This is a genomic window from Thermodesulfobacteriota bacterium (genome assembly GCA_026415035.1).
In the GTDB taxonomy this organism is placed as follows: Bacteria; Desulfobacterota; BSN033; order BSN033; family UBA1163; genus RBG-16-49-23.
This window is the reverse complement of sequence record JAOAHX010000019.1, coordinates 16,855-36,567: the sequence shown is the minus strand read 5'-3', so window position 1 is coordinate 36,567 and position 19,713 is coordinate 16,855. Positions and strand designations below refer to the sequence as shown.

At 55.8% G+C, this 19,713-nt stretch carries 17 protein-coding genes; 16 read left to right on the top strand and 1 reads right to left on the bottom strand.

The annotated features are described in order from the left end of the window. The first annotated feature begins 21 nt into the window (after positions 1–21). From N3G78_11125 to N3G78_11085, 9 genes are all read left to right on the top strand, one after another. Entirely contained in the window at positions 22–3,279 is a 3,258-nt protein-coding gene (locus N3G78_11125) for a CusA/CzcA family heavy metal efflux RND transporter (protein MCX8118471.1), read from the top strand. Between the two features lie 22 nt (positions 3,280–3,301). After that, a complete protein-coding gene (locus tag N3G78_11120) occupies positions 3,302–3,778 on the top strand; it encodes a hypothetical protein (protein ID MCX8118470.1) in 477 nt (158 codons plus the stop codon). A gap of 57 nt (positions 3,779–3,835) precedes the next feature. After that, entirely contained in the window at positions 3,836–4,816 is a 981-nt protein-coding gene (gene cysK / locus N3G78_11115; protein ID MCX8118469.1) for a cysteine synthase A, read from the top strand. A gap of 147 nt (positions 4,817–4,963) precedes the next feature. Further along, the gene (locus N3G78_11110) at positions 4,964–5,503 is read left to right on the top strand and encodes a hypothetical protein (protein ID MCX8118468.1); all 540 of its coding nucleotides are present in this window, start codon (positions 4,964–4,966) and stop codon (positions 5,501–5,503) included. After that, positions 5,493–6,398 carry a 4Fe-4S dicluster domain-containing protein gene (locus N3G78_11105; GenBank protein ID MCX8118467.1) on the top strand — a complete coding sequence of 302 codons (906 nt, stop codon included), beginning with the start codon at positions 5,493–5,495 and terminating at the stop codon, positions 6,396–6,398. The genes N3G78_11110 and N3G78_11105 overlap by 11 nt, the downstream gene beginning before the upstream one ends. 7 nt (positions 6,399–6,405) lie before the next feature. After that, on the top strand, positions 6,406–7,674 hold the full coding sequence (gene nrfD / locus N3G78_11100) for a polysulfide reductase NrfD (GenBank protein MCX8118466.1): 1,269 nt from the start codon (positions 6,406–6,408) through the stop codon (positions 7,672–7,674). 233 nt (positions 7,675–7,907) lie between these two features. Next, positions 7,908–10,448 carry a molybdopterin-dependent oxidoreductase gene (locus N3G78_11095; GenBank protein MCX8118465.1) on the top strand — a complete coding sequence of 847 codons (2,541 nt, stop codon included), beginning with the start codon at positions 7,908–7,910 and terminating at the stop codon, positions 10,446–10,448. A 20-nt stretch (positions 10,449–10,468) separates the two neighbouring features. Beyond that, on the top strand, positions 10,469–11,266 hold the full coding sequence (locus tag N3G78_11090) for a 4Fe-4S dicluster domain-containing protein (protein MCX8118464.1): 798 nt from the start codon (positions 10,469–10,471) through the stop codon (positions 11,264–11,266). 105 nt (positions 11,267–11,371) lie between these two features. After that, entirely contained in the window at positions 11,372–11,998 is a 627-nt protein-coding gene (locus N3G78_11085) for a molecular chaperone TorD family protein (GenBank protein MCX8118463.1), read from the top strand. Here the strand turns inward: N3G78_11085 and N3G78_11080 are convergent. Further along, positions 11,995–12,213, bottom strand: coding sequence for a hypothetical protein (locus tag N3G78_11080; GenBank protein ID MCX8118462.1), 219 nt, complete (start codon positions 12,211–12,213; stop codon positions 11,995–11,997). The genes N3G78_11085 and N3G78_11080 overlap by 4 nt on opposite strands. A 389-nt stretch (positions 12,214–12,602) precedes the next feature. Here N3G78_11080 and N3G78_11075 point away from each other — a divergent pair, with 389 nt between their 5' ends. The 7 genes from N3G78_11075 (at position 12,603) to N3G78_11045 (ending at position 19,713) form a co-directional block, all read left to right on the top strand. After that, positions 12,603–13,229 (top strand): FmdE family protein, encoded by a 627-nt coding sequence (locus tag N3G78_11075; GenBank protein ID MCX8118461.1) that lies wholly within the window; start codon positions 12,603–12,605, stop codon positions 13,227–13,229. Positions 13,230–13,680: 451 nt separating this feature from the next. After that, on the top strand, positions 13,681–14,469 hold the full coding sequence (locus N3G78_11070) for a TonB family protein (GenBank protein ID MCX8118460.1): 789 nt from the start codon (positions 13,681–13,683) through the stop codon (positions 14,467–14,469). Further along, positions 14,469–15,020, top strand: a complete 552-nt coding sequence (locus N3G78_11065; GenBank protein ID MCX8118459.1) for a MotA/TolQ/ExbB proton channel family protein — start codon at positions 14,469–14,471, stop codon at positions 15,018–15,020. Before N3G78_11070 ends, N3G78_11065 begins: the two co-directional genes overlap by 1 nt. Next, positions 15,010–15,414, top strand: a complete 405-nt coding sequence (locus N3G78_11060) for a biopolymer transporter ExbD (protein MCX8118458.1) — start codon at positions 15,010–15,012, stop codon at positions 15,412–15,414. The genes N3G78_11065 and N3G78_11060 overlap by 11 nt, the downstream gene beginning before the upstream one ends. 120 nt (positions 15,415–15,534) lie before the next feature. Beyond that, a complete protein-coding gene (locus N3G78_11055; GenBank protein MCX8118457.1) occupies positions 15,535–17,733 on the top strand; it encodes a TonB-dependent receptor in 2,199 nt (732 codons plus the stop codon). Further along, complete coding sequence (locus N3G78_11050) at positions 17,733–18,716, top strand: ABC transporter substrate-binding protein (GenBank protein ID MCX8118456.1); 984 nt, start codon at positions 17,733–17,735, stop codon at positions 18,714–18,716. Before N3G78_11055 ends, N3G78_11050 begins: the two co-directional genes overlap by 1 nt. Beyond that, positions 18,709–19,713 carry an iron ABC transporter permease gene (locus N3G78_11045; protein ID MCX8118455.1) on the top strand — a complete coding sequence of 335 codons (1,005 nt, stop codon included), beginning with the start codon at positions 18,709–18,711 and terminating at the stop codon, positions 19,711–19,713. Before N3G78_11050 ends, N3G78_11045 begins: the two co-directional genes overlap by 8 nt.

The following is a 19,713-nucleotide window of genomic DNA, read 5'->3' as shown; positions in this document are numbered from 1 at the left end:
GGGAGGGAGATGGAGGGCGATATGATCGAAAAGATGATAGAGGCCTGCGCAAAGAATCGGTTTCTGGTCTTTACGGTGGTGTTATTGGTCACCCTTGGAGGGGTCTATGCCCTCAAGCACATCCCTCTCGACGCCGTGCCGGATATCTCCGACGTCCAGGTCATCGTCTATACGCCCTGGGAAGGGAGGAGCCCTGACCTCGTCGAGGATCAGGTGACCTATCCCATCGTCTCTGCCTTGGTCTCAGCCCCTAAGGTGAGGACGGTAAGGGGGTTCTCCGATTTCGGCTTCTCGTATGTCTATGCCATCTTCGAGGACGGAACGGATATCTATTGGGCAAGATCGAGGGTCCTCGAATACCTTCAGCAGATCACGGGAAGACTCCCGGAAGGCGCCAACCCCTCCCTCGGACCCGATGCGAGCGGAGTGGGATGGGTCTTTACCTACGCCCTTGTAGACGAGAGCGGAAAACATGACCTCGCCTCTCTCCGGACCCTCCAGGACTGGTACCTTCGCTACGCCCTGGCCAGCGTGGAAGGCGTTGCCGAGGTGGCCAGCGTGGGAGGGTTCGTTAAACAGTATCAGATCCAGGTCGATCCGATCCGGATGGCCGCCTACGGCATCTCCCTCCGTGAGGTGATGGATCGGGTGAGGATGTCCAATTCGGATGTGGAGGGACGGCTTCTCGAATTGGGCGGAAGGGAGTATATGGTGAGGGGCCGGGGATACATCCAGTCGGTCGAGGACATCGAGAAGATCGTGGTCGGGGGAAGCAGGGGAACGCCGGTCCTTCTCAGGGATATCGCTCGCGTCGGCCTCGGCCCTGAGATCCGCAGGGGCATCGTCGAACTAAACGGAAAGGGAGAGGTGGTGGGAGGCATCGTGGTGATGCGTTCTGGGGAGAACGCCCTTAAGGTGATCGATCGGGTCAAGGAGAAGATCCAAGAGCTTAGCCCTGGCCTTCCCGAAGGGGTGAGGATCGTCCCCACCTATGACCGCTCCGAGCTGATCCGCCTCTCCATCGAGAATCTCCAGAAGACCCTCCTCACGGAGATCGCCGTCGTCAGCCTGGTCATCATCGTCTTTCTTCTCCATTTCCGTTCCGCCCTTGTGCCCATCTTCGCCCTCCCCCTTTCGGTCATCGCCTCCTTCGTCCCGATGTACCTCCTGAAGATCAGTTCGAACATCATGTCCCTCGGGGGGATCGCCCTCTCCATCGGGGTGCTGGTCGACGCCTCGATCGTCATGGTCGAAAACGGCTACCGCCACCTCTCCGAAGGCACGGAGGAGGATCGAAAGAATAGCTCCCTCACCCTGATCCGGGCATGCCAGCAGGTGGGTCGGGGGATCTTCTTCTCTCTCATGATCATCATCATCTCCTTCATCCCGGTCTTCCTGCTCGAGGCCCAAGAGGGGAGGCTCTTTCGTCCCCTCGCCTTCACGAAGACCTTTGCCATGGTCGCTTCTTCGATCTCGGCGATCACCCTCGTGCCCGTCTTGATGACCCTCTTTTTAAGGGGGAGAAGGCTCAAACCCGAGGCCGAAAACCCGGTCTCCAGGTTCTTTCGGTGGTTCTACGAACCCGTCATCCACCTCGTCCTGAGGTACAAGAAGACAGCCCTCCTGATCAACTTCCTCCTCCTTCCGGTCAGCTTCGTCCTTCTCCTGAGAATCGGGAGCGAATTTATGCCTCCCCTTTACGAAGGGACGATCTTCTATATGCCGATCACCAGCCCCGGGATCTCGGTGACGGAGGCGGGAAGGCTCCTTGCGATCCAGGATAAGATCCTCAAGGGCTTCCCTGAAGTCGACACCGTCTTCGGAAAGGCCGGAAGGGCGGAGACGTCGACGGATCCCGCGCCATTGAGCATGATGGAGACGACCATCCACCTCAAGCCGAGGTCGGAATGGCGAAAGGTGAAGAAGGATTACACCTTCCTTCCGGAATGGATGAGACCTTTGGCGGAGAAGGTCTTGGGGAGCCATCGGACCATCACCTTCGAGGAGCTGGTCGAGGAGATGGATCGTCAGATGCAATTTCCAGGGGTCCAGAACGCCTGGACCATGCCCATCCGGGCGAGGATCGATATGCTGACGACAGGGATCCGCACACCGGTCGGGATCAAGATCTCGGGTCCCGATTTGAAGAAGATCGAGGAGGTGGGGATCCATATCGAAAAGATCCTGAAAGAGGTCCCTGGCACGCGGAGCGTCTATGCCGAAAGGGTATCGGGCGGATACTTCACCGACATCAAGATCGACCGGGAGGCCATCGCCCGATACGGTCTTACGGTCGGCGAGGTCCAGGAGGTGATCCAATCCGCCCTGGGGGGGATGAATCTCACGCGGACGGTCGAAGGAAGGGAGAGGTATCCTGTCAACCTCCGTTATCCAAGGGAACTTCGCGACGACCTTGAAAAGGTCAAAAGGATCCTCGTCCCGGTTCCGAAGGGAGGTCCAGCTGGAAAAGGTTCGATGGCCGGTCCCTCCCCTGCGGTTTACCACGTCCCCTTGGGACAGCTCGCAGAGATCCGTCATACCACCGGGCCTGCCATGATCCGGGACGAAGACGGGATGCTCGCCGGTTACGTTTATATCGATGTGGCCGGAAGGGATATCGGAGGGTATGTGGAAGAGGCCAAGCGGGCGATCCAGGAAAAGCTCGGACTTCCCACGGGCTACTTTCTCACCTGGAGCGGCCAGTATGAGTTTCAGGTGAGGGCGAGGGAGCGGCTGAAGATCCTGATGCCCATCGTCTTCTTCGTCATCTTCATTTTGCTCTACCTGACCTTCCGTTCTGTCTCGGAATCGATCATTTTGATGATCGCCGTCCTCTATGCCCTGACCGGAGGGATCTTCCTCCAGTACCTTCTGGGATACAACTTCAGCGTGGCGGTCTGGGTGGGGTATATCGCCCTTTACGGGATTGCGGTCGAAACGGGCGTGGTGATGATCATCTACCTCCACGAGGCGCTTAACAAGCGTTTGATGAAAGGGACGGTGACCCCCCAGGATATCCATGAGGCCACGGTGGAGGGGTCGGTCTTACGGCTTCGGCCCAAATTGATGACGGTGGGGACGACCCTCATCAGCCTGTTGCCCCTCATGTGGTCCACCGGGGTCGGGGCGGATGTGATGAAACCGATCGCCGCTCCTATCATCGGTGGGTTGGTGACCTCGACGATCCACGTCCTCATCATCACGCCGGTCATCTTCGCCCTGGTCAAGGAGAGGGCGTTAAAGAAGGGAAGGCTTAAGGTTTCGGAGATGAACATCTAATAAAAAAGAAGGAGGGAATCGGATGAGAAGCTTGGGGAGAAATTTTTCGATCCTAATTTTCTTGGCGGGCCTTCTCGTTCCTTGGAGCGGATCGATGGCCCAGCATGGGCATGGCCACGGGACAGGGGCGAAGATGGAGACCCGGACGGTGGTGGTCGAGGGCGTGAAGGTCATCTTCGGGATCATGGAGAACGAGGAGCACAGAAAGATGCTCAAAGAGATGAAGCGGAAGGAGGAGGTCGAAGCCGGAACGACCCATAATATCTCGGTCACCCTAAGGGAGGCCAAGACGGACAAGGAGATCTCGGATGCCACAATCCAGATGAAGGTGATCGACCCGAAAGGGAAGGACCAGATCAAGACCCTCAAGTACGCGGCCGAGATGAAAAGTTACGACGCCTATTTTAACCTTAAGGAGAAGGGTCGGTATCAGGTGCTCCTCCTGTTCAGAATCGGTGAGAAGAAGGGGACGGCAGGGATCTATTACGAAGTGAAGTGACCCTATCCATCGATGGGGTCCTAAAAGGGGAGAATCCCAAAAAGAAAGGAGAACGCTATGGCCAGATTCTTCGAGGACAACTCTCTATCGATCGGAAATACGCCGATGGTCAGGATCAACCGGATGGCCCAGGGGCTTAAAGCCACGATCCTCGGAAAGATCGAGGGCCGAAACCCAGCCTATTCGGTCAAATGCCGGATCGGAGCCAACATGATTTGGACCGCGGAAAGGCAGGGAATCCTCAAACCCGGCATGGAGATCGTCGAGCCCACCAGTGGCAATACGGGCATCGCCCTGGCCTATGTAGCCGCGGCGAGAGGCTACAAACTCCACGTGACCATGCCCGAGACCATGTCGATGGAGCGGAGGAAGATCCTCGCCATCTTCGGGGCGAATATCATCCTCACCCCGGGAGCCAAGGGCATGAGAGGAGCCGTGGAGGAGGCCGAACGGATCGTGGCCTCCGATCCGGACCGGTATTATATGCCCCAGCAGTTCAAAAACCCCGCCAATCCCGAGATCCATTTCAAGACCACGGGTCCCGAGATCTGGGAGCAGACCGAGGGCCGGATCGACGTCCTCGTTTCCGGGGTCGGAACGGGCGGGACGATTTCAGGGGTCTCCAGGTACATCAAGCTGGAGAAGGGGAAGAAGATCCTCAGCGTGGCGGTAGAGCCTGAAGAGAGCCCGGTGATTACACAGAAACTCGCCGGGCAGGAGTTGAAACCCGGTCCCCACAAGATCCAGGGCATCGGAGCGGGCTTTATCCCTGATACGCTCGATCTTTCGATGGTCGACCGGGTGGAAAGGGTTTCGAGCGAAGAGGCAATCGAACATGCCAGGAGGTTGGCGAGAGAGGAGGGGATCCTCTCGGGGGTCAGTTGCGGTGCTGCCATCGCGGTGGCGTTGAGACTGGCAAGGAGCGGCCAGTTCGATGGGAAGACGATCGTCGCCATCCTTCCCGACTCCGGGGAACGATACCTGACGGGAGCCCTCTTCGAAGGGATCTTCGACGAGGCGGGTCTGCCGAGGATATGACCCGGGGAGGGGCCACCCCTCCGATATTCCCTGGGCGATGACGAAATAACGAGAGAGGATGCTTGAATTTCATCTCGTGGAATGTTATGAACCCTATCAGGGGGGAGAAATTTTCATTTAATTTTTCGCCTTAGAAGAACCCACAGGATGGTAAGGCGAATTACTTTTCAACCGAGTCAGACCCTAATCTTCTCCCTCCTTTTCATGTTCATCGGGGCGATCCTACTCCCTTCCCTTGCCCCAGGAGCAGGCCAGGAATTTCCCGTCCCGCCCCCGCCCTTCACCGGAGGAATCTTCCCCTGCAGTCACTGTCATGCCTCGATGGAGGTCAACCGAAAAAAGAGGGTTTTGAAGGACGAGCACACCCAAATCCGGATGGAGCATGCGGAGACGATGCGCTGGTGTCTCGATTGTCACGATGCGAAGAACCGGGACAAGCTCCGGCTCTACAACGGTGAACTGATCGACTTCACCGAAAGCCACAGGCTTTGTGGCGAGTGTCACGGAAACCTCTACCGGGATTGGCGGGCGGGGATCCACGGAAAGAGAACCGGCTATTTCATGGGGCCAGGGAAGAGGACCTATCTGCTCTGCGCCCACTGTCACGACCCCCATGTGCCCAAGTTCAAGAAGATGGTTCCCGAACCCCCTCCCTTCAAGCCCACGGATAGGCGGAATGCGAAATAAAGCTCTGAGCCGAAGAGAATTCCTCCAGAAATGGTCCCTCGGCGCCCTTTCGGCGGGTTTTGTTCCCCTTCTCTCCTCCTGTACCCAAGAGGAGATCGAGGATTTCTTACAGAAACATTATCTCGAAATGAAGGAGGAGGAGAAGAGGGAGGTCCTCGCCAAACTGGAGCGGAGATATTTCGAAAGGTATGGCAAGAGGTTTCGGATCAGCACCCAGGAGGCGTTGCCGGAGACGCTCTGGGGTTATGGGCTCGAACTTTCCCGTTGCATCGGATGCAGACGATGCGTCTATGCCTGTGTCCAGGAGAACAACAACTCCCGATATGCCCGTCAGCTTCACTGGATCAGGGTCTTAAGACTGAAACGGGGGAACCTCATCAACCTCGAGGATTCTGAACATTACTATGCCCCGGAGTTCGTTCCGGAGAAGGGGTTCGTCTACCTGCCCGTCCAGTGCCAGCAGTGTCAGAACGCACCCTGTGTGAAGGTCTGTCCCATCCATGCGACCTGGCAGGAGCCCGATGGCATCGTCGTCGTCGACTACAACTGGTGCATCGGATGCCGCTACTGTATCGCGGCCTGTCCCTACAAAGGAAGGGTCTTCAACTGGGCGGAGCCGAACCTTCCGAAGGACGAGGTCAACCCCGAGGTCCATTACCTGGGTAACCGACCCCGGATGAAGTGCGCGGTCGAAAAGTGCACCTTCTGCATCCAGCGGGTGAGACAGGGACGCTACCCGGCCTGTGTAGAGGCCTGCCCTACGGGATCGAGAAAGTTCGGAAACCTTCTCGACCCGAAGAGCGAAATCCGATACATCATCGAACGGAAAAGGGTCTTTCGATTGAGAGAAGAGTTAAACACCGACTCCAAGTTCTATTACTTCTTTGAATCATAGCGGGGAGATGAGATCGTATCGAGAATTGGCCAAAGAGACCTGGCATTTTTATAAGAAGACCCTGTTCTTGGTGGCGAGGGGGAGCAAGGTTTATTACGCTTGGTGTTTCTCGCTTCTCGCCATCATCCTGGTCGGGTTTGCCTTTTACTGGAAACAGCATGACATGGGGCTGATCGAAACGAACATGACCGACCAGGTCTCCTGGGGACTCTACATCGCCAACTTCACCTACCTCGTGGGGATGGCCGCGGCGGCCGTCCTTCTGGTGATCCCCGCTTACATCTATCAATTCAAGCCGATCAAGGAGATCGTCGTCCTCGGGGAGCTCTTCGCTGCCTCCTGTATCGTCATGGCGATCCTCTTTGTGATGGTCGACCTCGGCAGGCTCGACCGGTTCTGGCACATGCTTCCAGGGATCGGGTCGATGAACTTCCCCACCTCCCTTCTGGCCTGGGATGTGATCGTCCTCAACGGCTACCTGTTTCTCAACCTTTTCATCCCCGTCTATCTTCTGGTCAAGTTCTACTACCGGAAAGAACCCAACTGGAGGTTCATCCTTCCCTTCATCCTCCTCTCCATTCCGTGGGCGGTGGCCATCCATACGGTCACAGCCTTCCTCTATAACGGACTTGCCGCCCGTCCCTTCTGGAACGCCTCGATCCTGGCCCCGAGGTTCCTCGCCAGCGCCTTCTGCTCGGGACCGGCCATCATCATCCTCATCTTTCAGGTCATCCGAAAGGTCTCGGCCATCCATCTCGAAGACCGGGCCCTCTTCAAGATCGCCGAACTGATCGCCTACGCCATGTTTCTCAACCTCTTTCTGCTCGGTGCGGAGATCTTCAAAGAGTACTATTCGGATACGGTTCATACGGCTTCCTTTAAGTATCTCTTCGAGGGCCTCCATCACCATAACGCCCTCGTGCCATGGATCTGGACAGCCATGGCGATGAACGTCACCGCCTTCTTCCTCTTTTTGATCCCAGCGACCCGAAAACGTCTAATCACCCTCAACCTCGGCTGTCTATTGATCATCGTGGGGGTCTGGATCGAGAAGGGCCCCGGGTTCGTCATCCCGGGCTTTATCCCTGACCCACTGGGCGAGATTCACGAATACGTTCCCAACCTGCTTGAGCTGATGATCTCTTTCGGAATCTGGGCCTTCGGGTTTCTCTTCTTTACTCTCCTGATGAAGGTGGCCATTCCCATCGAAACAGGTGAATTTACCCATGCCCAATACGAGACGGGGATGATCGCAAAAAAATTGGGTGGACCTTAAGGCCTGATTAAAAAGAATGAAAGAGCTAGATGGGGGGGCGGCCGAAATCTCGGTTAACGGCGTGAAGTCTCAATCGTAGGCATGGGAGGGGAAGATAAGGGAAGGGCCTTCCTTTACTCATTTCTTGACTGTTTTGATGTAGTTATGTTAATGTATGCGAAGAGTTAAATTTCAAAGGGGGGAACATAGATCGATCTATGTTTCCCTTTTTATTTAGGGGAAAGGAGGTCCACATGGAGATCAGAAGACGTGATTTTCTGAAGGTGGGGATGGTGGCGGGGGCGACCATTGCTTTCAATGGTTTGACCTTGAATGCCTTTGCAAATGGCAAGGATCAGAGGGTTGGGACCGGAGGGACCGAACCGGGAGAGTGGGTCGCCTCGACCTGTCAAGGGTGCACCCAATGGTGTCCGATCGTCATCTTCGTCCAGCAGGGTCGGGCCGTCAAGGTGCGCGGCAACCCCCTCAGCAAAGCCAATAACGGATACTGTTGTGTCAAAGGTCACTTGATCCTTCAGCAGATTTACGATCCAGACCGGATCAAGGTTCCTATGAAGCGGACGAACCCTCAAAAGGGGAGGGGGATCGACCCGAAGTTCGTTCCCATCTCCTGGGACGAGGCGATGGACATCATCGCGGATAAGATCATTGAACTTCGAAAGAACAATGAACCCCACAAATACCTCCTGATGCGGGGCCGCTATTCGGACCACAACACCATCCTCTACGACCACCTCACCAAGATGATCGGCTCGCCCAACAACATCTCCCACAGCGCCCTCTGTGCGGAGGTGGAGAAGATGGGGCGTTTCTTCACCGAGGGGTACTGGGGTTACTGTATCTACGATCTCGAGAAGATGAAGTACCTTATCGTTTGGGGCTGCGATCCGGTCTCCTCCAATCGGAACATCCCCATCACCACCCTCCAGTTGAATCGCCTCTTGGAGGAGGGCACCGTCGTTGTGGTCGACCCGCGGCTGAACACTACCGCGGCCAAGGCCCATGAATGGCTTCCCATCAAGCCCGGGGAGGATGGTGCCCTGGCCACGGCCATGGCCCATGTGATCCTGACCGAGGGATTGTGGAACAGAGAGTTCGTGGGCGATTTCAAGGACGGGAAGAACCTCTTCAAGGCCGGGCAGACGGTGGACGAGGCGAGCTTTGCCGAGAAACATACCTTTGGCCTCGTCAAATGGTGGAATATCGAGTTGAAAGATAGAACTCCCGAATGGGCGGCCGGCGTCACGGGAATTGCGAAGGAACAGATCGTCCGGGTGGCCAAGGGGTTTGCCCAGGCCGCTCCTCACTGCGCGGTCTGGTACGGGCCCACCATGATGCCCCGGGGGACCTATGCCGCCCTGGCCATGCACGCCCTCAACGGGCTCGTGGGAGCGACCGACAGCGAAGGGGGCGTGGTGACGAGCGTCAGCGCCCCGAGCAGCAGCTACCCCGGTTTCGAGAAATACCAGGACGAGATCGCGAAGGCCGGGGTCAAGCAGAAGAAGATCGATCAGCGGGGCTATCTAAAATTCCCCAATCTCGCCTCCGGCAGGCCCGGAAGCGGCGTGTCCACGAATAACGTCCCGAACGCCATCCTCGCCAACGACCCCTACGACATCAAAGTAGCGATCGGCTACTTCAACAACTTCAATTTTTCAGCAACGGATGCCAAACGATGGGATCAGGCCATGGCGAAGATCCCCTTCTTCGTCCATATCGTGCCCATCGTCTCCGAGATGACCCAGTTCGCGGACATCGTCCTTCCCGCTGCCCTTCACCATTCGGAAGAGTGGGCGATCTCCCGGAACCAGGGGAATATGTATGGCCACATCTCCATCCACCAGCCCGTCATTAAAAGGATGTTCGACGTGAAGGGGGCCGAGACCGAAATCGTCTGGCTGCTGGCGGAGAAGCTGAAGGCGAAGGGTTTCCCAAACGTTTACGACTGGCTCTACAATGAATACAAGGACCCGGAAACGGGAAAGAACCCCACCAACGCCGAGGAGTTCGCCCTCTACGCCACCAAGATCCGGAGCCGGAGGGCTTGGGATCCGGCCCAGAACAAGGATTATAAGGGCGATCGGCCCGAGGGATGGGAGGATTTCAGGAAGAAGGGTGTGGTCAATTCCCCACGGTATGAATTCCGCAAAAAGTGGGGGAATTTCCCGACGGTGACGAAGAAGTTCGAGTTCTATAGCGAGACCCTCAAGAAGGCCTTGGCCGAACATGCCGAGAAGAACAAGACGACGATCGACGGCGTGCTCGAGGCCACCCTTTATGAGGCCAGGGGTGAAAAGGCCTTCGTGCCCCACTATGAATCCCCCAGGAGGCACGGCGACCGGAGCCAGTATCCCTTTGATCTCATCGACATGAAGTCCAGGCTCAACCGGGAAGGCCGGAGCGCCAACGCTCCCTGGTATTACGCCTTCAAGCAGTGCGACCCGGGCGACCTCAATTATGAAGACGTCCTCCAGATCAACCCTGCGGATGCCAAACGGTTGGGGATCAAGGACGGGGATCGGGTGAAGGTGACCTCGGTAGTCGGAAGCCTGGTGGTTCGGGCCCGCCTATGGGAGGGCGTGCGACCTGGAACGGTGGCCAAATGCTTCGGCCAGGGACACTGGTGTTATGGCCGGATCGGAACGAAGAATCTCTCGAAATTCGAGCCGCGTGGGGCGAACTTCAACGAGATCATGCCGGATGATTATGACTTCTTGAGTGGATCGACGGCCCGAAACGGCGGCTTCACCGGCGTGAGAATCGAGAAAGTCTGAGAGAAAGGAGGGAATGAGGGATGGCAAAGAAGCAATATGCGATGGTCATAGATCTGTTGAAATGTGTCGGTTGCGGCGCCTGCGCCCTGGCCTGCAAAACCGAGAACAATACGCCGGACAAGGCGAAGGGACAGACCTTCAATTGGGCCGATTTCATCACGAAGGTCGAGGGGGCGTTCCCCAATGTCAAATATACCATTTACCCCGTCCTCTGTAACCATTGCACCGACGCTCCCTGCGTGAAGGTCTGCCCGGTCAGCCCCAAGGCCATGCATAAACACGACAACGGGATCACCATGCACAACCAGGAGAGGTGTATCGGATGCCGGCTCTGCCAGCAGAACTGCCCTTACAGCGTCGAGGATGTCGACAAGGCGAAAGCGGCCTACAGCGTCATCAGCTATAACGATGGGGAACCCCACGGGTTCTATCGGGATACGACGGAGGCCTTTAAGGGATTGACCGCTTCGGGCGCAGAGGTGGCCAAGAAGGCCGGAGACCTCCCTCCCCACCGGACCCTTTACAAGCATTCGGATTATGCGAGCGTGAGAAGGGCCAATGTCGTCGAAAAGTGCATCTTTTGTGAACACCGGGTGATCCACGGTGAACTGCCCTATTGCGTCGAGGCCTGTCCGGCGCGGGCGAGGATCTTCGGAGATGCTGCCGACCCGAATAGCGAGGTAAGCCAGCTGCTCAAGAAGTATAAGGCCAGGCAGATGAAGAACAACAAGGGCGAGTTTCTTAAGCCGGGAGAGAAGGGCACCCGGCCCAATGTCTATTACATCCGGAGTTACCAGGCCGAGGCAAAGAAGGGCTGATCCTTTGATCTAAACGGGGACAGTCCCTCCGAAGCAGAAGGGGCCGTCCCCATACTTTTTTCGACCCCTATTGGGGCCAAGGGGTTTAATAGATGGAGCAGGGGGATGGAAGAACTTCGACCTCCTTCCAAAGAAAAACTTCAAGGGGAGGCCTACCGGTTATTTTCGGCCTGTTTTTGTCTTCCTCGAAGGGAGTGGTTTCTTCAGGAGGGGCTCTTTAAAAATTTGGCCACCGTTCTTAGCGAGATCTGTAACGAGGCGGTCCCTTTTGTTTCGGAGATGGAACGATCCCTTCTCGAGACGAGCGAAGAGGAATTGAGGGTCGAATACGCCAGGCTCTTCGTCGGTCCCTACGAGCTGAAAGCGCCCCCCTATGGCTCCGTCTACCTCGACGGGGAGAGGAGGTTGATGGGGGATTCGACCCTCGAGGTGCTCCGCCAATACGAAGAGGCCGGATTGGTCTTGGAGGAGGGACTTAAGGAGCCTCCGGACCATATCGCCATCGAACTGGAGTTCATGTACTACCTGCTTTACAAGGAAGCCGAGGCCAGGGAGGATTCAGAACGGGAGAAGGCGAACGCCTTCCGGGAGACGAGGGAAAGGTTTTTCAAAAAGCTTCTCAACCCATGGGTCCCGATCTTTTGCGAGAAAATCAAGGAGTCCACGGACCATCCTTTCTATGTTGCCCTTTCGAACTGCCTTACCACATTTGTCTCTCGGGTCGATATCTAAGGTTTCTCTCTCCGAACACGCGTATAGAGGGTCTTATAGCGACTGAGGTCTCCGGTGAAACAGCTGGTGCAGCCCTCTGAGGCGAGATCGAGGGGTTCGACAAGCACCTCGAAGCCGAGTTCCTCGTACTGGGCGGCCATCTCGGAGATGCGCGGCTCCTCCATGGTAAACCGTTTCTCCCATCCTTCTTTGGCAAGTTCTTCTTCTCGAATCATGGGGGGTCCTTCGAAGGGGGTTTTACAATTGAAATTATAAAAGATTTCTCATTAAAATTGGATAGCCGCAAAGCAGGTTTGAAAAAAACCGCCATTTCGGAAGATGAATCGGAAAGCACCGGATCTCCACTATAGAATACCTCTAACGGCTTGGGCTCTTCGAGCGGGGGGCTTGGCTTCGGAATCGAGTCTTTTGGACCTGATGTTCTCCGAGCAACGGGGATTTTCCCATCCCTTTGTCCTTCGGGCCGTTCGGGTGATTCGAAAGGCCCTCGCAGCCCAAAGCGAGGAGATGAAGATTCCTCCAAGGGGGAGAAGGAAAAGCCCCTATTTACGGCGATGAGTTCCGAAGCAGGGAGGGAAAGATTCCAGGCGGAGGGCGACTCGGGATGGAAGGAGAGAGTATGGGTTCCTATCGCACCGATGCAGAGATGATTAAGAAAGCCATAGCGTTTCACGGTCACTCCTGTCCGGGTTTGGCCATTGGGATAAGGGCTTCAGAAGTGGCTTTAAGGGAGATTGGGAAGGCCACGGATGAGGAGGTCGTGGCCGTGGTCGAAACCGACATGTGCGCGGTGGATGCCATTCAATTTTTGACCGGCTGCACCTTCGGAAAAGGAAACCTGATTCACAAAGATTACGGAAAGAATGCCTTTACCTTCTATCGGCGCAGGGACGGCCAAGCGATCCGCCTGGTCACCCGACCGGAGGTCTTCGGAGCGACCGGACAAACCCTCTGGCGACTGAATCGAAAGGTCCAGGAGGAGGGGCTCACCGAAGAGGAGGAGAAGACCTGGCGCACCCTTCGGGAAGAGCTGACCAACCGGATTATGGCGTCGGATCCCTCCGAACTCTTCGAGATGAAGCAACCAAAGGAGCCGGCTCCGAGAAAGGCGAGGATGGTGCCCAGCCTGATCTGCCAATCCTGCAAGGAACCGGTGATGGAGACCCGCACCCGGCGGCTCTACGAGAAGGTCTACTGCATCCCCTGCTTCGATCTTCTCGATCAGCGATAGGATCCTCCCCTGGCGCCCCTTCTGCGGACGCCCTTCAAACTGTTTTAAAGATCACTGGTGGGAAGTCCCCAGGGAATGCGATGTTTTTCGGATCTGGGGTTTCAGCGAAATATTTAAGGGAGAAAGTGAGCCCCATGGCTGTCTTGATGGGTATGATCTTGGGACGATAATCTTTCGACGATGGAGGTGTTATCCCCGCCCTCCATCCTACTCCGTAAAGCTCTTTTCAAGTTTCGAAAAATTCGAAGATCATGGTCCCAGAAATTTTTCCTCTTTTTTGGTCTTGACAAGGATGGAAACGATCTTTTATTAAAGGTCCAATCAGGTCGTCATTAGAGGGTTCATCCTATTCAAGCCACGAAGGCAGATTCCCAGAAGGGAAAGGTTTCGTGGCTTTTCCTTTTTCATGGGTCGGGCGATCCTTTGGGGTAAAAAGATTTACGGGGAGGTTGTGGGAAAAAGGAGGGCCGGACTGGTCGTCTCCCTCATCCTCCACGGTCTGGTGATGTTGCTCCCTGTTTCGGTGGTTCTGGTGGAGCGTTACGAGGAGCTGGACCTCTACATCCTGACCGAGGAAAAGAGGGTCATCCAACCTCAACGGGTGGTTGAGAGGAGGATTGAGCAGAAAGTGATCGAGCCTTACAAAATTCCTTTGGGGGTGAAGGAGGAGGTTCGGGAAACTATAGAGAAGAAGGAGGAGCCCAGGCCTGAGGAGGTCAGGAAGGTCGAAGAGAGGCCGGTCGTCGAGAAGGTGGATCATCCTCTACGGGACCCTGTCCCGCAAGTGGTGGAAGTCCCTTCTGTTGCGGTCACTGTTTCCGTGGCCCCTTCCAGGGAGGCCGTGGTATCTGAAAAGGCCTCTCCTCCACCGAAGGCCGATCCAATGCCCAAGGCGGAATCGCCTGAGCCTGTCTCCGTGGTCAAAGAGGTGGGACCTCCGGTCCCTCAGGATTTGGAGTTTGGGGCCAGGGATGGGCCGAGGTTCTTAAAGAGGGTGATGCCGGTCTATCCGGTGATGGCCCGGAGGATGGGCAAGGAGGGTCGGGTCTTGTTGAGGTTGACGATAGACGAGAGGGGGGCTTTGGTGTCGGTGGAGGTGGTGGAGAACGGGGGTTATGGGTTTACGGAGGCGGCTTTGGAGGCGGTTCAAAAATCGACATTTCTTCCGGCTTATCGGGATGGCAAGCCGGTGGCCTGTCGGGCCCTTTTGCCCATTCGGTTTCAGTTGCGGGGGGATTGATGGCGGAGCTATTTCTGAAGGGTGGCCTTTTGATGTATCCCATCCTTCTCTGTTCGGTTGTGGGGGTGGCGATTTGGGTCAATAAATTTCTTCAATACAGGAGGATATTTAGGGACTTGGAGGTTTCGTTCCAAGACCTTCAGAAGCAGGTTCCGCCTATCTTAGCCCCTATCCTGGAGGGGTTGAAGGGGGTGCCTGACGAGAAGGAGATATCCCTGCTTGGAACCCGGCAGGTGCGGAAGATCGAGACGGGGTTGAGCTGGCTTGGGTTGATCGCCACGATCGCGCCCTTGTTGGGTCTGACTGGGACGGTGACGGGGATGATCAAGGCCTTCATGGTGATCGAGAAGAGTCCTCAGGTCAATCCTTCCCTGCTTGCGGGGGGAATCTGGGAGGCTTTGATCACGACGGCAGCGGGCCTTCTGGTGGCCATCCCGATCCACATCGGCCATCACTATCTGGAGAAGGAGGCCGATGAGATCGCCCTGATGATGAAGGAGGTTGTGCTTCGGTTTCTTGCGGAGGGGAGGCGGGGGGGCCATGGAGTTTGAGAGGACGAGGCATCAGCATACCCACATCAACATCGCTCCCCTGGTGGACATGGTCTTTCTGTTGCTTCTCTTCTTCATGCTCACTTCTCATTGGATACAGGAGCCTGCGATACGGATTAGGCTTCCGGAGTCGAGCACGGCGGAGGTCAAGGCGGAGCCATTGAAGACGATCTTCATCACCTCGGGAGGGGAGATCTACTTCATGGATCGGAGGGTGGAGCTTGGGGATTTGAGGCGGGCCATCGAGGAGCAGATCCGGGACAGGGAAAGGGAATTCCTGAAGATCAAGGCGGACAGGGAGGCCCATGTGGGGATCCTCATCGGCGTGATCGACGAGGTGAGACGCTCTGGGACGAAGAACTTCAGCATCATCACCACTCAGAAAGAGAGATAAAATCCAATTGCACCGGGCATCCCCTCTTGAAGAGGGGCGGTATGGAAAGACAGATTTACGAAAGGGTCATGAAGGCCTCCTCCCTCCTGCGAAAGGGGAATCCACTTCAGGAGGTCTGGGATGAGAAGGTTTTGGGCGATGATGATTTTTTTGGCTTTGCCTTTGAATGGGTTCGGGTCATGGATGGTTTGGGCGGAGGAAAAGGAAGAAAAGCTTGAAGAGATGGTGGTCACGGCCACCAGGACGGAGAAGGAGCTGGAGATCGCGCCGGCCAGCGTGACGGTGATCAAGAAGGAAGAGATCGAGAAGAGAGGAGTGAAGACCCTCGACAGTGCCCTCAACACGACGCCCGGTGTCTTCAACAGGCGGGGAAAAGGGTTGATGGATGTGCTGTCGAACGTCACTTTAAGGGGCATCCCCGGAGAGGCGAGGACGATGGTGATGATGGACGGGGTTCCCTTAAACGATGCTTATGTGGGAAATGTCGTTTATGGAGGGTTGATGCCCGAGGACATAGAGCGGATCGAGGTGGTGAGGGGCCCTTTTTCGAGCCTCTATGGGGGCTATGCCATGGGAGGCGTGGTCCATCTCATCTCGAAGATGCCCGAGAAGAGGGAGTTCACCTTCAAGGCAGGCTATGGGTCTCACCTCAAGGGCGACGAGGCCATGGATGACTATTGGAAGGGCTATCTCTCCTATGGGGATCGATTCAAGGGCTTCAGTTTCTTCGTGAGCTATGGCTATCAGGCGACCGATGGTTATCCGACAGATTACAACGTCCAATCGAGCCGGCCCCCTGCGGGGATCACCGGATGGATTCCGACTACGGACACCCAGGGAGCGATTCGTTATCTCATTGGTCATCGGGGCGACAATACCTGGTGGGACGACAGCCTCCGTGTGAGGGCGGGATATGACTTTTCAAAGGTCACAAAGCTCAGGCTCTCCTTTCTCAGGCAACGTTACGAATATGACTACGACGATCCGGTTACCTATCTTCGGAATGCCGCGGGGGCGGAGGTCTGGTCGTATGGAACGGTCAGGGAGAGGACCTTTATTGGGGGAGGGGGAGGTAGGGTGCTCAACCATTACAACGTTGGTTTTGAGACGGAGGTCTCTCCTTTGAAGATCAAGTTCTCGTTGGGGCTTCAGGATGTGGAGAAGAACTGGTATGTGACGCCTGGGACGACGGCAGCGACCACTCGGTTCGGAGGTCCTGGGACGAGAAATGAGACGCTTTCCCAGAACTACCATGGGGATCTTCAGGTTACGGTTCCCCTTTTCAAGAGGAACCTTCTCACCTTCGGGGGTTCTTTTCGGTACGGGTGGGCCAACACCGAGGAGCACGATCTGATCAACTGGAAGGACGAGGACTCCAAGACCAGGCTTGTCTATCAGTCGAAGGGGAAGGATCGGACCTATGCCTTCTTCCTTCAGGACGAGATCATGATCCTCGAAAATCTCACGGCCTATCTTGGGGTTCGGTTTGATCGTTGGGAGACCTTCGATGGGTATGTGAATCAGGCGGGGACAGCGGGTTATCCTAAGAGGTACGGTGCCAGGGATGCCCGTTCCTGGAGTCCGAAGGCGGCTCTGGTCTATAAGCCCTTTGAGAGGACGACGCTTAGGGTCTCTGGGGGCAAGGCCTTCCGTTCTCCAACCACATACGATCTCTATAGAACGTGGGTGAGTGCAGCTGGCACGACCTTTGCGGCAAATCCTGATCTCAAGCCCGAGACGACCCTTTCCTGGGATGTGGGCATCGATCAGGGGCTCTGGAAGGGAGCCAGGGTGAGGGCAGCCTACTTTGAGAACTACCTCAAAGACCTAATCTATCGTAAGACGGTGACTCCGACCTACCGGGAGTTTCACAATGCAGGGAAGGCCGAGGTCAAGGGCGTGGAGCTCGAGGGGGAGCAGCGGTTCGATTTCGGTTTGAAGCTCTTTGCCAATTTCACCTACAACGACACGGAGATGAAGCGAAACGAGGCCAATCCTGCCTCTGAAGGGAAGAAGTTGACCAACGTGCCCGAGCGGATGTTCAACGTGGGTGCAGATTTCGAAAAGGGGCCTTTCTACGCCAGCCTGATCGGAAGGTATGTAAGCAAAAGATTTACAGATGACCAGAACAGGGATAGGGTCAACAGGGTCTATGGATCGCACGATCCCTTCTTCGTGGTGGATGCCAGACTCTCCTATAAAGTTTTAAAATTTGCTACTCTTTCCTTGTCCATCGACAACCTCTTCGACAAAGACTACTTCTGGTCCTATAAGGCTCCCGGACGCTCCTGGTTCGGCGAGGTTCTGGTGAAGTTCTGATGAAGAGGTATCTCTTTATTTCAGAATGCCTGCTGTTCCTGGGGGTGATGGTGGGTGCTGTTCATGCCACTACCATCACCTACTCGGACAAGCTGGGAAGGCCCGTTACGGTCTCTGTCCCGGTCAAAAGGGCCGTATTCTTGATCTCCTATGAGTTGATCCCGGTTTTGGACGTCTGGACGAATGTCGTCGGGATCAGCAGACATGCCTATCAAAACGACCTGATGAAAGCTACACGGCCCGATATCGAACGTTCGATCCCCTCTGCAGGAAGCGGCATAGACATCAACATCGAAGCCCTCCTGAGGTTAAGGCCCGATGTCGTGATCACCTGGGCCTATAAGCCGGAAGCGATCCGTTTTATGGAGGAGAAGGGGTTGAAGGTGATCAGCATCTACCCAGAAACCCTTGCGGAATTATACGAGGTGATGAGGCTCCATGGAAGGCTCTTTAAAAAAGAGGGACGAATCGAAGAGACCATCGGACGGATGGAGGAGATCTTCAGGCTGGTGAGGGAGAGGGTTTCGAATATCCCCGTCAACCAGCGGAGGAAGGTTTTGTGGCTTGGGGGAAGGCCGACCTCAATCGCAGGGGCGATCGGGCTCACCAACGACATCTTCATGATGATCGGGGGAGCCAATCCCGCCTCCTCCATCCCTCAAAGAAATGTGGATGTTTCCTTGGAAAGGATCATCGGATGGGATCCTGACGTCATCTTCATCTGGGGGAATGCAAGGTACCAAAGCTCCGACATTCTGAACAATCCCCAGTGGAGAACCATCAAGGCAGTAAAAGAGAAAAGGGTGTATAAGGCTCCGGATTGGTCCACGTGGTCGCCCCGCCTTGCGCCGGTTGCCCTCTGGATGGCCAAGAAGGTCTACCCTGAACGTTTTCAGGAGGTCGACCCAGAGCGGGTCTCTGACGAGTTTCATAAAAAGGTCTTTGGCGTCCCCTATGCGAGGTTAAATAAATTTGATGAATAGGAGGCTTGTTCATTTATCCATCCTCCTCTCGCCTTTGATCGCGGGATGGATCGCCCTTTTTATAGGCCCTTTTCATATCGCCACCATCGATGTTATAAAGATTTTTATGACCCAATTGGGTTCCCATTCCCTTCCTGGAGATCTTCCAGAAAAGGCGATTCTTCTCGACATCAGGGTCCCCCGGGTGATCCTCGCGGGATTGGTGGGGATCGCCCTTTCAGGCTCCGGAGTCACCCTTCAGGGCATCTTCCGGAATCCCCTGGTCGATCCCTTCATTCTCGGCATCTCGGCCGGCGCGGCTCTTGGATGTGCTCTCTCTGTCGGATTCTTTGTCGAGTGGCCCATCCAGCTGATGTCTTTTTTCTTCGCTATCCTCTCTGTCCTGCTCACCTACACCATCGCCAAAGCCCAGGGGGAGGTTTCAAGGCTTCCCCTTATCCTCTCGGGTGTCATCATCTCCGCCTTTTTTACCGCCATGGTCTCCATTATCAAGTTTCTCGTCGATCCTCACAAACTCCAAAGCATTGTCTTCTGGCTCATGGGCAGTTTCTCCCTTGCCAACTGGAAGCTGGTCAAGGTTGCCGGAATAGGGATTCTGGGAGGTCTCCTCCCCCTCTTTTTGATGAGGTGGAGACTCAATGTGATGAGCATGGGAGAGGTGGAGGCCAAAACGCTCGGGGTCAACGTGAAGCGTGAGAGGATCATCTTTATCGGGGCCTCCTCGCTGGCGGTGAGCGTGGCTGTTTCGGTGAGCGGGATTATCGGATGGGTGGGGTTGATGGTCCCCCATCTGATCAGGATGTTGACCGGCCCTGATCATCGGACCCTGGTCCCCCTCAGCATGGCCGGAGGAGCGGCCTTCATGATCCTTGCAGATACGATCGCAAGGAATCTCACCAATTTCGATATTCCAGTGGGAATCATCACCGCCATCCTCGGCGCTCCCTTCTTCATCTATCTGATGAAACGAGGGGGGAAAGAGAGCTGGGGCAAGTAG

Excerpts from the sequence above, each read along its gene's own strand:
- N3G78_11125 (MCX8118471.1), top strand. The coding sequence starts at position 22 with ATGATCGAAAAGATGATAGAGGCCTGCGCAAAGAATCGGTTTCTGGTC.
- N3G78_11120 (MCX8118470.1), top strand. The coding sequence starts at position 3,302 with ATGAGAAGCTTGGGGAGAAATTTTTCGATCCTAATTTTCTTGGCGGGC.
- cysK (MCX8118469.1), top strand. The coding sequence starts at position 3,836 with ATGGCCAGATTCTTCGAGGACAACTCTCTATCGATCGGAAATACGCCG.
- N3G78_11110 (MCX8118468.1), top strand. The coding sequence starts at position 4,964 with ATGGTAAGGCGAATTACTTTTCAACCGAGTCAGACCCTAATCTTCTCC.
- N3G78_11105 (MCX8118467.1), top strand. The coding sequence starts at position 5,493 with ATGCGAAATAAAGCTCTGAGCCGAAGAGAATTCCTCCAGAAATGGTCC.
- nrfD (MCX8118466.1), top strand. The coding sequence starts at position 6,406 with ATGAGATCGTATCGAGAATTGGCCAAAGAGACCTGGCATTTTTATAAG.
- N3G78_11095 (MCX8118465.1), top strand. The coding sequence starts at position 7,908 with ATGGAGATCAGAAGACGTGATTTTCTGAAGGTGGGGATGGTGGCGGGG.
- N3G78_11090 (MCX8118464.1), top strand. The coding sequence starts at position 10,469 with ATGGCAAAGAAGCAATATGCGATGGTCATAGATCTGTTGAAATGTGTC.
- N3G78_11085 (MCX8118463.1), top strand. The coding sequence starts at position 11,372 with ATGGAAGAACTTCGACCTCCTTCCAAAGAAAAACTTCAAGGGGAGGCC.
- N3G78_11080 (MCX8118462.1), bottom strand. The coding sequence starts at position 12,213 with ATGATTCGAGAAGAAGAACTTGCCAAAGAAGGATGGGAGAAACGGTTT.
- N3G78_11075 (MCX8118461.1), top strand. The coding sequence starts at position 12,603 with ATGGAAGGAGAGAGTATGGGTTCCTATCGCACCGATGCAGAGATGATT.
- N3G78_11065 (MCX8118459.1), top strand. The coding sequence starts at position 14,469 with ATGGCGGAGCTATTTCTGAAGGGTGGCCTTTTGATGTATCCCATCCTT.
- N3G78_11060 (MCX8118458.1), top strand. The coding sequence starts at position 15,010 with ATGGAGTTTGAGAGGACGAGGCATCAGCATACCCACATCAACATCGCT.
- N3G78_11055 (MCX8118457.1), top strand. The coding sequence starts at position 15,535 with ATGAGAAGGTTTTGGGCGATGATGATTTTTTTGGCTTTGCCTTTGAAT.
- N3G78_11050 (MCX8118456.1), top strand. The coding sequence starts at position 17,733 with ATGAAGAGGTATCTCTTTATTTCAGAATGCCTGCTGTTCCTGGGGGTG.
- N3G78_11045 (MCX8118455.1), top strand. The coding sequence starts at position 18,709 with ATGAATAGGAGGCTTGTTCATTTATCCATCCTCCTCTCGCCTTTGATC.